The sequence below is a fragment of the Acetomicrobium sp. genome (assembly GCF_059026225.1).
Window position 1 is genome coordinate 883,688 of the sequence record NZ_JBWQOQ010000007.1, and the last position, 14,749, is coordinate 898,436.

General features: G+C 45.3%; 15 protein-coding genes and 1 other annotated feature. Of the genes, 1 reads left to right on the forward strand and 14 read right to left on the reverse strand.

The features are described 5' to 3' along the window. Nucleotides 1-116 precede the first annotated feature (116 nt). The 6 genes from groL to murJ form a co-directional block, all read right to left on the reverse strand. Nucleotides 117-1,736, reverse strand: a complete 1,620-nt coding sequence (gene groL, locus AC5SXE_RS08955) for a chaperonin GroEL (RefSeq protein ID WP_310848989.1) — start codon at nt 1,734-1,736, stop codon at nt 117-119. Nucleotides 1,737-1,786: 50 nt separating this feature from the next. Next, nucleotides 1,787-2,077: a co-chaperone GroES gene (groES, locus tag AC5SXE_RS08960; protein WP_303881203.1), complete on the reverse strand. Its 291-nt coding sequence runs from the start codon at nt 2,075-2,077 to the stop codon at nt 1,787-1,789. A 198-nt stretch (nt 2,078-2,275) separates the two neighbouring features. Continuing rightward, the gene (gene tsaD / locus AC5SXE_RS08965) at nt 2,276-3,262 is read right to left on the reverse strand and encodes a tRNA (adenosine(37)-N6)-threonylcarbamoyltransferase complex transferase subunit TsaD (protein WP_310848986.1); all 987 of its coding nucleotides are present in this window, start codon (nt 3,260-3,262) and stop codon (nt 2,276-2,278) included. Nucleotides 3,263-3,462: 200 nt separating this feature from the next. Then, on the reverse strand, nt 3,463-4,008 hold the full coding sequence (locus tag AC5SXE_RS08970) for a hypothetical protein (RefSeq protein WP_310848984.1): 546 nt from the start codon (nt 4,006-4,008) through the stop codon (nt 3,463-3,465). Further along, nucleotides 4,005-4,892, reverse strand: a complete 888-nt coding sequence (hslO, locus tag AC5SXE_RS08975; protein WP_493917212.1) for an Hsp33 family molecular chaperone HslO — start codon at nt 4,890-4,892, stop codon at nt 4,005-4,007. The genes AC5SXE_RS08970 and hslO overlap by 4 nt, the downstream gene beginning before the upstream one ends. Before the next feature lies 1 nt (nt 4,893). Then, nucleotides 4,894-6,441 (reverse strand): murein biosynthesis integral membrane protein MurJ, encoded by a 1,548-nt coding sequence (gene murJ / locus AC5SXE_RS08980; RefSeq protein WP_493917213.1) that lies wholly within the window; start codon nt 6,439-6,441, stop codon nt 4,894-4,896. Between the two features lie 70 nt (nt 6,442-6,511). On the opposite strand from murJ, the gene AC5SXE_RS08985 reads away from it, so the two are divergent. Continuing rightward, nucleotides 6,512-6,967: a hydrogenase maturation protease gene (locus AC5SXE_RS08985; RefSeq protein ID WP_310848977.1), complete on the forward strand. Its 456-nt coding sequence runs from the start codon at nt 6,512-6,514 to the stop codon at nt 6,965-6,967. On the opposite strand, the gene lptB is transcribed toward AC5SXE_RS08985, so the two are convergent. The 8 genes from lptB to rd form a co-directional block, all read right to left on the reverse strand. Further along, the gene (lptB, locus tag AC5SXE_RS08990; protein WP_310848974.1) at nt 6,957-7,682 is read right to left on the reverse strand and encodes an LPS export ABC transporter ATP-binding protein; all 726 of its coding nucleotides are present in this window, start codon (nt 7,680-7,682) and stop codon (nt 6,957-6,959) included. The genes AC5SXE_RS08985 and lptB overlap by 11 nt on opposite strands. 8 nt (nt 7,683-7,690) lie before the next feature. Beyond that, entirely contained in the window at nt 7,691-8,539 is an 849-nt protein-coding gene (locus AC5SXE_RS08995; protein ID WP_310848972.1) for an LptA/OstA family protein, read from the reverse strand. Nucleotides 8,540-8,564: 25 nt separating this feature from the next. Beyond that, nucleotides 8,565-9,563: an aspartate-semialdehyde dehydrogenase gene (locus tag AC5SXE_RS09000; RefSeq protein ID WP_323720913.1), complete on the reverse strand. Its 999-nt coding sequence runs from the start codon at nt 9,561-9,563 to the stop codon at nt 8,565-8,567. A gap of 1 nt (nt 9,564) precedes the next feature. Then, nucleotides 9,565-10,815, reverse strand: coding sequence for an aspartate kinase (locus AC5SXE_RS09005; protein WP_493917214.1), 1,251 nt, complete (start codon nt 10,813-10,815; stop codon nt 9,565-9,567). Beyond that, nucleotides 10,797-11,753, reverse strand: a complete 957-nt coding sequence (gene thrB / locus AC5SXE_RS09010) for a homoserine kinase (RefSeq protein ID WP_310848967.1) — start codon at nt 11,751-11,753, stop codon at nt 10,797-10,799. Before thrB ends, AC5SXE_RS09005 begins: the two co-directional genes overlap by 19 nt. After that, the gene (gene thrC, locus AC5SXE_RS09015; protein ID WP_493917215.1) at nt 11,747-12,790 is read right to left on the reverse strand and encodes a threonine synthase; all 1,044 of its coding nucleotides are present in this window, start codon (nt 12,788-12,790) and stop codon (nt 11,747-11,749) included. The genes thrB and thrC overlap by 7 nt, the downstream gene beginning before the upstream one ends. 48 nt (nt 12,791-12,838) lie before the next feature. Further along, nucleotides 12,839-13,068 (reverse strand) — a binding site (T-box leader). A 66-nt stretch (nt 13,069-13,134) separates the two neighbouring features. Then, nucleotides 13,135-14,349: an ISL3 family transposase gene (locus AC5SXE_RS09020; RefSeq protein ID WP_310846065.1), complete on the reverse strand. Its 1,215-nt coding sequence runs from the start codon at nt 14,347-14,349 to the stop codon at nt 13,135-13,137. A gap of 156 nt (nt 14,350-14,505) precedes the next feature. Further along, a complete protein-coding gene (gene rd, locus AC5SXE_RS09025; RefSeq protein ID WP_303881179.1) occupies nt 14,506-14,664 on the reverse strand; it encodes a rubredoxin in 159 nt (52 codons plus the stop codon). Nucleotides 14,665-14,749: the final 85 nt, after the last annotated feature.

A 14,749-nucleotide genomic window follows, 5' to 3' on the forward strand; every position in this document is an offset into this window, starting at 1 on the left:
CTCTCGTTCCCTCTTTCTCGTTCCGTTTTATCTATCACTATTATAAATTATAAAGGGCTATGGCTTAAGCCATAGCCCTTTATAATCAACGCGGTTTTTTTATATTGGCACGCGTATTAATCATACTCCGGCATTTCAGGCATCCTTGGAGCTTCTTTTTTCTCCGGTTTTTCGGCCACCAAGACTTCCGTCGTAAGCACCATGGCCGCGATCGAGCCGGCATTTTGTAGGGCACTACGAGTAACCTTTAGAGGGTCTATTATGCCTTCTTCGATCATGTCGACATACTCGCCAGTAACCGCATCTAAGCCCTGCCCCTTGGGCAAGCCTCGTACCTTTTCCACAACCACGTCTCCCTGAAATCCGGCATTTTTAGCTATTAAGTGCAGGGGTTCAGCGAGAGCATTCAACACCACCTGAGCCCCAATCTTCTCATCCCCACTCAAAGTTTCGATGAAGGACTCCAGTGCAGGGACACAATTTAGCAATGCAACTCCGCCACCCGCTACGATGCCCTCTTCTACGGCGGCTCTGGTCGCACTCAAGGCATCTTCTATGCGATGCTTCAGCTCCTTTTGTTCGGTCTCAGTAGCCGCGCCTACCTGGATAACAGCTACGCCACCTACTAGTTTAGCAAGCCTTTCTTGAAGTTTTTCTTTGTCGTATTCGGATGTAGCTTCTTCTAGCTCCGCTTTAATTTGAGCAGCACGTTTCCTTATAGCCTCGCTGTCGCCTGCTCCTTCAACTATTGTGGTTTCCTCTTTAGTAACACGCACTTTTTTGGCGTGACCAAGCATGGAAAGATCGGCGTTTTCAAGCTTAATTCCCAGCTCTTCGCTAATGACTTGACCACCAGTCACTATGGCGATATCCTGCAGCATAGCTTTCCTTCTATCGCCGAATCCAGGCGCCTTAACAGCACAAACTTGCAAGATTCCGCGCAATTTGTTGACCACCAAAGTCGCCAAAGCCTCGCCTTCTACGTCCTCAGCAATGATCAAAAGCGGTTTTCCGGTTTGAACGACCTTTTCCAATATGGGAAGCAGATCTTTTACATTGCTGATTTTTCCGTCATGAATCAGGATGTATGCATCTTCAAAGGCGGTCTCCATTCGCTCGGGATCGGTGATCATGTAGGGGCTGATGTATCCTTTGTCGAATTGAAGCCCTTCGACCATCTCCAAAGTGGTACCCACGGACTGACTGTCTTCAACTGTGATAACTCCGTCTTCTCCAACCTTGGACATAGCTTCGGCGATTAGTTCCCCAATTCCTCTGTCATTGGCTGAAATAGCCGCCACCTGGGCAATCTTGGATCTATCCTTAACAGGTATTGCCATCTTCCTCAATTCATCTACAACTACGTCTACCGCCATCTCGATGCCCCTTCGCATCAACATGCCGTTGGCTCCAGCCGCAACGTTTTTCATGCCATGACGTATCATGGCCCTAGCAAGCACCGTGGCAGTTGTTGTTCCGTCGCCAGCAATATCGTTAGTCTTTGACGCTACTTCTTTCAAAAGCTGTGCCCCCATGTTCTCAAAGGGCTCATCCAGTTCAATTTCCTTGGCGATGGTGACGCCATCATTGGTAATCGTGGGAGAACCAAATTTCTTCTCCAATACCACATTTCGTCCCTTGGGCCCCAAGGTTATGCCCACCGTGTCGGCAACTTTATTTATGCCTCGCTCTAATGCCCTGCGAGCTTCTTCCTCGAACTTCAGTATTTTCGGCATTATAAATTCCCTCCTTTATAGCTTCAGGTTGATCATCAGGCATTTTTCAGTTATTTCATAACCACAGCCAAGATATCACGTTCGCTCAAAATAAGGTATTCTTCGTCCTCTATCTTTACTTCTGTTCCGGCATACTTGCTAAAAATTACCCTTTCCCCGACTTTCACCTCAAGGGGCAACTTCTGACCATTCTCCAATACCCTGCCACTTCCTACCGCGACTACTTCTCCTTCTTGTGGTTTTTCCTTAGCTGTGTCTGGCAGTACTATTCCACCCTTGGTCTTTTCTTCTTGGGTTAGAACCTTAATAACTACTCGATCTCCTAGAGGCTTGAGCTGCATTTAACATCCCTCCTTGCTAAAATGAATGATAATCACGTTTATCGGCTTGTTAGCACTCACTGCCAATCAGTGCTAACAAGCCGATAAATATATTAAGGTCCTTCCTCTATTTATTACAAGTAGAAATAACAGCATTTATGCCAACTTACTGCTAAATAGAGGCAAATATGTCGTTTTTTCTTTATTTTTCTGGGGTTTTCACGCCAAAGATTTGGAAGGATCGGGCACGAAGGACAGCGGCGACCTTTCCCCTCTCTTATAAGCATTGTAGCCAGCCGCGGCAATCATAGCGGCATTATCGGTACACAGCTCTATTGGCGGAAGATAGGCATGCAAAGACTTTCCTTCTATTTTCTCCCGAAGCCAAGAATTAGCAGCAACACCGCCTGAGATAGCAACTTTACTTATGCCAGTTATTTTTACAGCCAAATCCACCTTTCGCAGTAGAGCCTCAATGGCTGCACGCTGGAAGGAGGCGCATACATCTTCCACCCTCAAATTCGGATTTCTCTTTAAAGCCCAAAGTACGGCTGTCTTCAAACCGCTGAAACTAAACTCAATACTAGGGCTATCGGCCATCGGGACAGGTAACGGTATAGCAAAGGGATCTCCCCCTCTTGCCATTTTTTCTATCATTGGCCCTCCTGGATAACCCAAACCCAACAAGCGTGCCACCTTGTCAAATGCTTCACCCACCGCATCATCCCTGGTAGCCCCAAGCAACTTGTAATCTCCGAAGGATCTTACTAGGATAAGCTCTGTGTGACCTCCTGAAATTATTAATGTTATAAAAGGAGGCAATAAATCGTCATGTGCCAGATAATTTGAAAATATATGGCCCTCTAAATGATTGACAGCTATTAAGGGAACCTCCCAAGCTTGGGCCAATGCCTTCGCTGCCGTTGTTCCGATTAGCAACGAACCCATTAAGCCGGGGCCATCTGTGACGGCAATCAAATGTATCTCCCGTGGTGGATTTTTAATCTCGCATTCATCCAAGAGCTGAGAAAGCAAAGGTATAAGGTTTTCTAAATGTTTGCGTGAGGCAAGTTCGGGAACCACACCACCAAAGGTCTCGTGATCTTTTAACTGACTTGCAACCAAAAAACAGCGTAAATTCTTGTTATTTTCAAGCAACGCGACAGATGTATCGTCGCAACTTGTCTCAATGCCCAAGGTCAACATTTAACGTCACCTGCCACAACCATGACAAGAAGAACAACTTCCGCTGGCACAAGACTTTTTCCTCGGTGTTTCTCCCTCCAAATGAATTAATATCTTCCCCCTACAATTAGGACAACTATGAGCGAAGGTTGTACTTGTAAACTCAGCATCGCAACTGACACAACGATATTTATGCAAAAAGATCACCCTTTCTTTATCGCTCAATTTTCAAAATTATCCAGGTCAATTCTAATTTCATTTCCTTCATAAATTATATTATATACCCCATCCGAAGACCTAGGAACCGCAAAAGCTAAGTCACCAACCGCTCCGGAGGGCAAAGATCCTGATGGTATTCGCGTAAGCTTTGTTAAAACCTCTTTTTCTGTTAAATACACCCCGTTGACTACTATCTTAAAAGGATCAAATTCGAACGGTTTATAGGTCTCATATCGCAACACAAAGAGTTCTTTCCCCCGCGTTTGAGGACTTCCCAAATGACCCAAGTGCCACTTGAGCCAATCTGGCGTCTTTCCAGAAGTTATAGACGCCTTAACGAGCAAGTCATCGATGTAAAGAAAATCGAACCTTGCCCTAGCCCCTAATACTAAGTCTTCAAACTTTTGACCCTCGATGTACATCGTAGTGATCCGCTTTATCACCAAATCTTCAAATTCATCAGCGCAGAGTTCGCCAGCACCAGATGTAATCATTGCGATAAACACGGACAACAAAATCGTTATCATGAGAAAAAAAAGTTTCTTCAACTCCTTCCACCACCTTTTAGCTCCTCTATCTCTTCAGGAATAAAAGTATACACTTTATTGCAAAAATGACACCTGACTTCTAAAACATCCTGTTCACTCTCTAGTTCGGGCATTGAAAGCAGCAATGCCTTGACGAGATTCCTTGAACATCTACAACCAAACTCAAAAGAAGTACTTCCCAGCCATTTTTTACTCAGATCTTTAAATATTGTTTCAAGTATATCCTGCGAAGATCCAACCTGTTCTGCCAACCTGCTGATGGAGTCATATTTTTCTAATAATCTTTCGAGCATGCCAACAAAAGACTCATCGGCATCGGGTAAAAGTTGTACCATTAAGCCTCCGGCCGATACGACACCTAAGGAGGGTTTCTGCAAAACTCCAAGTGCAATTGCTGTTGGAATTTGCTCGGACTTAGCGTAGTAATAAGCTATATCTTCAGCAATTTCACCTGAGACTAAAGGGACTTTGGAAGTCAACGGTCTTTTTAGTCCAAGATCCTTTATCACGGTTAGATATCCATTATTGCCCACGCCAGCACTCACGTTCCACTTACCCTCTTCAGTAAGAGGAAGTTCAACCCACGGGTTTTTCACGTAACCTCTTACTTTTCCTCGATTTTCAGCGTCGGCCACTACTTCGCCTAAGGGGCCATCTCCTTCAACCTTTAAGGTAATTCTCGCTCTTTTAACCTTCTGATCGGCCACCATCATCATGGAGGCCATGACCAATCTCCCAAGGGCAGCTGTTGCCAAAAAGGACAAAATATGTATATCTTGGAGTAATTTCACCAACTCGGTTGCCTCTACTGCAATAGCCCGAGCATCTCCTTCTCCAAGCAGGCATCTGTGCACTATTGCTTTATGCCCATCGTTTTGAGACACTTTAATCTTCCCCTTTGATGGAGCGTATTATCCACTTCCACTCTTGTAGCCTGCAAAACAAAGTTATAAAACCATAAACCGATACTCCTAAAACTCCGGCACCAATTAACCATAGCGCCTTCGCTATTGTACTCCTCCCAAAAGGATAGGGTAACAAAAATTTGTAGGCTATAGAAAATAGAACCAATAGACAAGCAGAAAGGGCCAACTTAGCACACCACTTGAGATTGAATATCTTTAAGCTTTTTCCGGTTGCCTTTGCTAAATAGCTTATGCCTAAAAAAGCTCCGCTGGTAAAAGCGCAAGCCACGCCAAGGGCTAAACCCCTATAGGACAACCACCTCATGGTAGAGGCGCTTATCAGAAAGTTTACAACGACCGTGGAGGATGTGACGAGCATGGCACCCTTAGGCAAACCACAGGCATATATTGCCCTTAATGTAACGTTAGTCAACGCCATTCCCAGCAACCCAAGGGAGTAAATGGCCAAGGACTGGCTAGTGGCCCTCCAAGCCCAATCGTCAAAGGCACCTCTATAAAATACGCAATTGACCGCTTCTGGTGAAAATATCACTGCCATGATCGAGATGGGCAAGATTAAAAAAAATGAAAACCGAAGCGAATCACGAAAGATTTCGACAAATTCATCTTTATTAGATGACACCTTAGAAAGTGTCGGCAATACCGCCTGCGATATGGCTATTACAAATAACCCCAAAGGAAGTTGAAGCAATCTGTCAGCGTAATTCAATACCGAGATAGAACCTGCCTCCAAAAAAGAACCCATTACCCTACTTATAATGGGATGCAATTGATTGAAGGAGAGGCCTACCACGTATGGGAGAAAAAGGCGCATCATCGTCTTCAATTCATCGTCAGCGCGATTGATTTTAGTGGGATAAAGCACAAACCCCCTCCAGGCGCTCCATATCCACTGAACGCAAAATTGAGATACCCCACCCGCTAAGACTGCAATGGGAAGCACTGAAATACCGTATTTTTTATAAAAGAAAAGGACAATCACGATAAACACCACATTACTTACAGCTGGCGCTACAGCGGGTACAAAGAAAGAACCTAGGCTGTTAAGCACCCCCATGACAAGTGCAGAAAGAGAGATAATTAACAAAAAGGGGAAAAGCCTTTTTGTAAAAGATACTGCCAGGGCAGCTTCCTCGCCCGAAAAGCCCGGAGCAATAAGTGAAACCAACTGGGGGGAAAGTATGATACCAAGACAAACTACAAAGAGACCAATCACTATCAAAAGCGTCAAAGCTTGGCGTCCCAATTCCTTAGCTCTCGTTTCTCCTTGCGCGCTTAAAGCTCGAGAAAAAACAGGAACAAAAGTAGCGGACAAAGCACCCTCAGCAAGGAGCTGCCTTGCCAAGTTGGCTAACGTATATGCCACCAAGAAGGCGTCAAGTTGTCGCGTCGCACCAAAAAAGGCAGCTATAATTGTTTCGCGTATAAGCCCCAATATCCTGCTGGCAAAGGTGCCAATGGTCATCACCATCGAATGTCGTATAATGGTATCGATTGCTTTGGCCAATTATTTTCAATCCTCCCGCTTCTTGCTTTTTGGTTGTAAAAACTACATCTGTTATTATAAGGTGATGTCAATGAATGTAAAAATTCACGTTTGGGGAGTCGGTAACAGCACCTTGGGTGACGACGGAGTTGGAATATTTGTCGCCAAAATGTTAAAAAGACTTTCGCCTCCTTATATTGAAGTTACAATATGTGAAAGTGTTCCCGAAAATTTTATTCTTCCCTTGAGGAGAAAAAAGCCCCAAGAACTCATCATCGTGGATGCAGCCTTAATGAATTTGCCGCCTGGAAGTATCAGAAGGATTCCTTTGGCACAATCCGAGGGCTTTGTATTGACACACAGCTTGCCCTTCTTGACACTGCTGGAATCTCAAATAAAAAATTGTCATGTTACCATAATAGGCATACAACCGGAAACAAGAGGTTTCTCCACAAAACTTTCCAGTTCTGTGCATGAGGCTGCAAGAAAACTTGTTAAAATTATCATGGCATCAAGGTTGCACGACATTCCACCGCTTACCAACTAAATCGCTCTCCGAGGTAATATTTCCTCGCGATTTCGCTTTCGGCGACCATGTCAGGGTGCCCCTCCACCAAGATTTGCCCTTCGTGAATGATGCAAGCCCTATCAGTTATGGCCAATGTCTCGCGCACGTTGTGATCGGTCAGTATTATGCCGTAACCTCTATGTCGCAAGCCTAATATCAGCTGCTGGATGTCGTAAACTGCTATGGGGTCTATACCGCTGAAGGGTTCGTCCAGCATCAAAAAATCAGGCTCTATTGCCAAGGTCCTGGCAATTTCAACGCGCCTTCTTTCTCCTCCGCTCAGAGAATGGCCTTTAACGTCCGAAATCTTCTGTAATCCAAACTCCGTCATTAAACGGGATACTCTTTCTTCAATGTCTTCGCGTTTTAAATTTTGTTCCTCCAAAATCAAACGCAAGTTTTCCTCCACTGTTAAAGACCTAAATACCGAAGCCTCTTGGGGCAAATAGCCTAATCCTAACCTTGCTCGGTGATGCATGGGAAAGGACGTTATTTCCACATCATCAAGATAAACTTCCCCAGCATCAGGGTAAAGCAAACCAACTATCATGTAGAAGGTGGTGGTTTTGCCAGCGCCATTAGGACCCAATAGCCCAACTATCTCTCCTCTTCTAACTTGAAAGGTAACGTTTGAGACAACCTTTCTCTGTTTAAAGGATTTTTCTAGTCTGACAACAGATAGCAGGTCTGCCATGTTAACTTTTAATCCTCCTTAACTTCAATGACAACTTTAGGTCTTCCCAATGCCTCTATATGCCTGTCATCTACGTAATATATTAAGCTTTCAGCTTCTATGGTCCTACCTTCCTGAACCGCTTTTGCATCGCCTGTAACTTCGAGTACTCCCTTGCCGCGAAGATAATGAGCTTGTTTTCCAGTAATATGAGTTCTTTCACCATCTGAAGGCTCGTGAATGACTACAACATTTCCTGTAGCCCACAATTCCTCTATCTGTTCCTCCGTTATCTTTCCACTCACTTCCTGGGCACTGACACGAACATTGCGCCCTTTATCTTCAAATTGGCGCACTTTAATTGCTTTGAAATTTTCGCCTTGCCTGGTCACTTTTTCCGCTATAATCCTCATTTCTCCCATTTGTGCCTTTACATTGCCAACTGCGCTGTAGTAAACGCTTTCTCCTTGCAGCCACTCAAGTTCATCACTGCGTATTTCCTCGTCTTGACCTCGTATCAGATGACTCTTGCCGAAAGAATGAAACAAAGTGCCCCTTTCGTCCCTATTAATTTCTAACTCTACACATGTCAAAGTTGCTTCCTGCGAAGGCCAAGAAACGACAACATTATCCCAAAACCGAAACTGCTCCCCGTCTATAAGCCCTTCCGCGAAGGGTGCTTTTACAATTAGGTCCTCTTTCGTGACCTCAACACTTCCCTTCGCGGTTACCCTGCCAGTGTTGGGATCGTAGAACAGCTCGTCAGAATGCAGTATAACCTCAGTTATAGCACTCTCTTCTCCTCTACATGATTGTGGCAGCAAAAACAAAAGGCATGAAAAGATCAATAAGACGCCGAGGAATTTTTTTCTTTTCATTTTGTTCCCCCTATGTTGTAGTACGCTAAAAAGCTTTCGTCCTAGATGCAACTAGCTCGGCTATCTGTACGGCGTTGAGTGCTGCGCCCTTTCTTAAATTATCCGAAACGACCCACATGGATAGAGCTCTTGGCATTCCAAGATCACACCGCAGACGACATACATAAACCAGGTCACTACCAGCGGCTTGCAGAGGAGTTATATACTTATTTTCAGCCATGACTATTATGCCAGGAGCCTCGGACAAAATTGCATTTGCTTCTTCAAACGTTACTCGTTCTTCAAATTGAGCCACTATAGCCTCCGAGTGGCCTCGCTTAACAGGCACTCTGACAGTAGTACAGCTAACCTGCAACTTTTGATGATGTAAAATTTTTCTTGATTCATTTAACATCTTCCACTCTTCATCGGAAACACCCGAATCGTCCATGGCTCCAATGTGGGGCAACACATTAAACCCTATGGGCAGGGGATAGACTTGCGGCTCAAAGGATTTGCCCTCTAAAATGGCACGTGTACACTCATCAAGCTCAACGAGAGCTTGCCTACCTGTGCCAGATACCGATTGAAATGTAACCGCCGAAAAATACTCAAGGCAATATCTTTTGTGAAGGGGAGCCAGAGCCACAACAGCCTGAATTGTGGCACAATTGGGATTGGCTATTATGCCGTTGTGACGCATAACGTCTTCTGGGTTCACCTCGGGAACGATGAGAGGAATTTCAGGATCTAATCTCCAAGCAGAACTATTATCTATTACTACTGCGCCTTTAGAAACTGCTACCTTGGCCCATCTTTTGGATACGCCTGCGCCGGCTGCAAATAATGCGATATCCACGCCTTTGAAGGCATCGTCAGCAACCTCCTTCACTTCCACTGGAGCCCCATGAAATTCAACAACCTTTCCAGCTGATTTACTGGAGGCTAAAGGAACGAAATCAGAAATTGGAAAGTTCCTTTCTTCCAAGACTTTAATTATCTCCTGTCCCACAAGACCCGTTGCGCCCAATACTGCTACCCTCATGTCACTTTTCTCCTTCCATGAAATGTCTATGCAAAGAAGATACAGCCTTGTCTATCGAGGAGGAGGATATAACGCAGGTAATCGAATTTGAAGTAGAGGAAATCATGTCAATATTGATGCCTTCTCGCGACAGGACCGAAAACATTTGAGTCGGTATATCAGGATATACCGACAGGCCAATTCCGACAACCGATACCCTCCCTATCTCCGAATCATAGGTCACGCCCTGAGCATCAATTTCCCGCGCATAGTCGTTGCAAACCTCGATGGCTTCCCCAAGCAGCGCCTCTTTGACCAGAAAAGCTATATCATTGACATCGCCTCGCATAACACTTTGTATTATCATCTCGACGCCTATTCCACGCTCTGCCAGTTTGCTAAACAGGCCAGCAGCTATCCCGGGAACATCGGGAACACCTAGCACAGCTATTTTAGCAATGTTTTTGTCATGGACGATAGCTTTAATAGTCAAACCTTCTTTAACTTTTCCATGTTTTATGTTTTCTTCCATGTTTGCTTCCTTCACCCATGTTCCCTCCCCATCTAATATACTCGAACTAACATAAATCGGCATCTTGTACAATGAGGCAAACTCGATGCTCCTTGCTTGAAGTACCCTTGCCCCTAAAGCGGCCATTTCAATGCACTCATCATAAGAAACACTAGACAGTCTCTTGGCGTTAGAGACCAGCCTTGGATCGGCCGTAAATATTCCGTCTACATCCGTGTATATATGGCAGAATTCCGCTTTTAAAGCAACGGATAGCGCAACGGCTGACAGATCGGAACCGCCTCTACCCAGGGTCATAAAATCTCCAAATTCATTAATTCCCTGAAAACCCGTAACTACAGCGGTGCCTCCTTCATCCATCCAACAAGCAACCCTTTTGGGGTTGACATCTACTATCCTTCCTTCAGTATGGTGGCCTTTTGTGATAAAACCAGCTTGAAGTCCATTAAAGGACTTGGCCTTAATGCCCATTTCTTCCATAGCCATGGCTAATAAAGCCACGCTTTGTTGCTCGCCAATGACTAAAAGCTGGTCCATTTCCCTGCCATTAAACACGCTGGAGGTCTTTTGTGCAAGCTCAACCAAGCCATCAGTCGTTTTGCCCATAGCCGAAACAACGACGGCCACGTTAAACCCTTTATCCAAATAATCGACCTTTACGCGCACCGCGACGTTACGAATTCGCTCTACCGTGGCAAGGGAACTCCCGCCAAATTTTAACACTACGCAATGGTCGGACATCGATCCACTTCCTCAAGCATTTTGGCTTTTGTCTCCTTTATTCTTGCACCTTCCTGGTCAACATCTAAAACGAAGAAACGAGACCTCAGCCCTTTTTCGGTAAAAACCGAGCACATTTCTTTTGCCGTTCGCGTTGGATCACCCTTCACAAAGGCCAGCATGCTCGGGCCAGATCCGCTTATTGCAACCCCTAAGCAACCTGGTACAGATTTTACACGTTCTAATATCTCTTCCCCTCCAGGAAAGAGTTTAGCCCTGTAGGGCTGATGAAGCTTGTCTTCCATCGCCCACGGCAGGTTTTCTAATTTGCCGGTAACCCAGGAAGCCGCTAGCAACGCTGCCCGACTTAAGTTAAATATAGCGTCTTGGAGTGAAACCTCTTGCGGAAGCACTTCTCGAGCCTTTTTCGTATCCACAGTTACATCGGGTACGGCAACCACTATCTTTATCCTTTCTTTAAAATACGGCAGCTTTACATATTTTACTTCTTTTCCATCCCAAGCGCTTATGACAAATCCGCCAATACAGCAAGGAACAACGTTATCGGGATGACCCTCCAGCTCCACCATCAAGGGAAGAAGTCTTTCTTTTGAAAGTTCGAGCTTCCCTACTGCCTTTGCCAACATCACTCCCCCGACTATGGCCGAAGCAGAACTTCCTAGCCCTCTAGATAGGGGTATGGCGTTGTAAGACCTTAACTTCAATCCCACAGGAGGTATATCGAAATTTGCTATAGCCGCCTCGAAAGATTTGATGATCAAATTATCCTCGCCTGCAGCTAAGTCTTTTCCACCCTCACCAATCACTTCGATATCATATGTATGCGGAGGCAGTAAATCGAGCACTTGGTAGCGATTATACAAAGATAAAGCAACACCGAAGGAATCAAACCCCGATCCTACATTAGCACTCGATGCTGGGACAATCACAGTTAACATGACAAAATTGCCTCCCTTAACGTCTCGTATTCTGCAGCAACTTCATTCGGCGACAGAATCATCTTGCCAACTATCTCTGGATCCTTTAAGCCGTTGCCAGTTAACACCATTACAACTCTTACTTTCTTTGGCAAATCGCCTTGTTTCCTCAACTTATACAAACCTGCAAGGGTAGCACAAGAGGCAGGTTCGGCGAAAATACCCTCGCTGCTCGCCAAATCTTTCTGAGCAATTAGTATTTCTTCGTCAGAAACAGCCAAAAACATCCCCTTGCTGCTTTTAACAGCAGCCATCGCCTTTTTAGCGTTTACGGGATTGCCAATTCGTATAGCTGTAGCCACGGTCTCGGGCTTTTCAAAGGGCCTTCCCATGACAAGCGAAGCAGCGCCTTTGGCCTGTATTCCGATCATCCTCGGGATGGAAGCAATGAGGCCAGCCCTCCTGTATTGAACAAAGCCCGCCCAATAAGCCGAAATGTTGCCAGCATTGCCAACGGGCAATACGCACCAATCGGGAGCCCCAATCTCATCGCATACTTCCCATGCTCCGCTTCTTTGCCCCCACAATCGATAGGGATTAACGGAGTTCACTATATCTAATCCTAGATCATCGGCAAGTTTGCGCGTCATATCAAGGGCAACGTCGAAGTTTCCATGAATGGCTAAAACGTTTGCCCCGTATATCAAAGCCTGGATAAGTTTACCCCGTGCCACCTTGCCAGCAGGGAGGACAACGTGACATTTTATTCCCGCCTTGGCAGCATAGGCTGCAGCCGAAGCCGATGTATTTCCCGTAGAAGCGCATATAATGCCGGAGGCTCCTGCTTCGAGAGCTTTAGAAACAGCAAGCACCATGCCTCTGTCCTTAAAAGAACCCGTAGGGTTAAGCCCCTCGCATTTAGCATAAAGCTCGACGCCAAGTTTCAGGCTCAAATTATCAAGAGGGATCAAAGGGGTATTGCCCTCTCCCAGCGATAAAATTGGGGTTTTTGAGGTCACCGGGAAATATTCAGCATATTTTTCCAATAAACAAACCATCAGCTTTCCACCTTCCACAAAGTTATCAAAAGCCCTCCTCAAGCCTCTTTTGGAGGCGAGAGGAGGGCTCCCGCGGTCCCACTCCACTTTCCGAAACAAATTCTTTCGGATCTCTTCCCGCTTTAAGGGGCGGACCCCGCTATCTTATCCAAAAAGCTTTGGCTTCGATAGCAGCTCAGGGGTGGTCTTCATCCATCCGCGAACAGGAACCTCACACCGAAAAGCTCCCTCTCTGGAGCTCGCCAAAATGAACTACTCTTCCCCGTCATCGCGCCATATTTGTCAACTTTAATGGTTCTTATAATACCTTTTCCGAGATATGTCAAGCAAAACTTGGCTCTATTTCAAATAGTGTGGAAAAATTTCTGTGGCAAGAACCCTAGCATCATCTTTCTGACGTAGACCTCTATGTTTCTAAGGCCAAAAGAGATTCGTTTTAGCATCTTCACCTTCGTATTGCATCCTTCGGTATAGGCGTTGGTAGTATTGTTGTCGAAGTAATTTAAGATGGGCTCACGCCATCTTTTAAGCGTATTTGCCCACCTTCGGGCTTCAGCGTCGTCAGAGGCCTTTAAGTTTATGATGACTAGCTCCAACTGCCTTAAAGCTTCTTTTTTGTCCCTTGCACTGTAAAGTTTCCTCAAAGCTTCCTTAGCCCAGTAAAAGTCCTTGAGGTTTGGGTATTGGCTTAAAAGCTCGTCTAGCTTTTCTTTTCCGCCTTCGCTTAACCGCTCAAATCCCACGAGGAATATCTTTTTGGGTATCCTTACTTTTCTTTTGTTACGTACGTCTTGTTCTATCCTCCTTGCCTCGTCCATGCGTCTGTTTCCGTCTGCTATGATGTGGAAATGGTCTACGACTACATTGGCTTTGGGGAAAAGCCTTTGAGCCAACTTTCTAAAGCCCTCCTTCATGTCTATGCATACTTCCTTGACCCTTTGGCTTGGGATCTTCTTTAAAAACTCCTCCAGGGTAGAAAGGCGATCGTCCTTTAGTATTCCAAGCACCCTCTTTGCCATTACGTCTGTCACCACTATCACCATGTCCTGATGCCTGAAACTGTGTTCATCTATCCCTAGGTGAAGTTCTTCTAAGTCGTCTATCATTGATCCCGGTAAGTCAGCCATCCTCACGAAGTCCATCAACACCTTTTTAATTTTGCCGTAGGATATGTGAAGAAGCTTTGCCACCTCTTTGAAGCTCATGAACTTTAGCAACCACAGTACCCACATCTCGGCCATATTGGTAAGCCTGCTCCTTGGCCTTAGGATTTCAAGCCTCCAAGTGAAGGTGCGACCACAGGACCTGCACTTCCACCTCTGCAGTCCCCATATTTCAAGATATACCCTCTTGCCACAGATAAAAGCATGCAGCACCCTTCTTGGTCTTGCATGGCCGTGTCTGTAAAGGTGCTTTGAGCCGCAATGAGGACAAAACGCCCTTTCCCCTTTGGCCTGAACTTTAATTACTACAAAATCTTCCTCTTTAACTACTTGTATGACCCTTAGACCTTCCAACCCAAGCAAATTAGTGATATCATTTAAATGGCCTTTGGCCATGGTGGTAGGAGCCTCCTTTCTTAATGGGTTTGGTTGGTTCTTACCACCATTATATTTTTAAGTCAAATTTTCCACACTAAAGATTATAGAGCCGCAAAACTTCCCACAATTGTCTGTACGATTAAGCCCAATCAAAAATAAAACGGTTAAGGTCTTCTACTCTGCCGGTTCGAACATGTCCTTTCCGACTCCACATACGGGGCATACCCAATCATCGGGTAAATCTTCAAAAGCAGTTCCCGGCGAAATACCCGAATCGGGGTCACCCTCCGTCGGATCATAAACATAACCGCAAACCGTGCAAACGTATTCCATGACCTTCCCTCCTCCAATAATCTAAACTAAAGCTAGTAATGATTATAAACTAATCGTCGACCCAACACCATCGGAAAGGCATAAA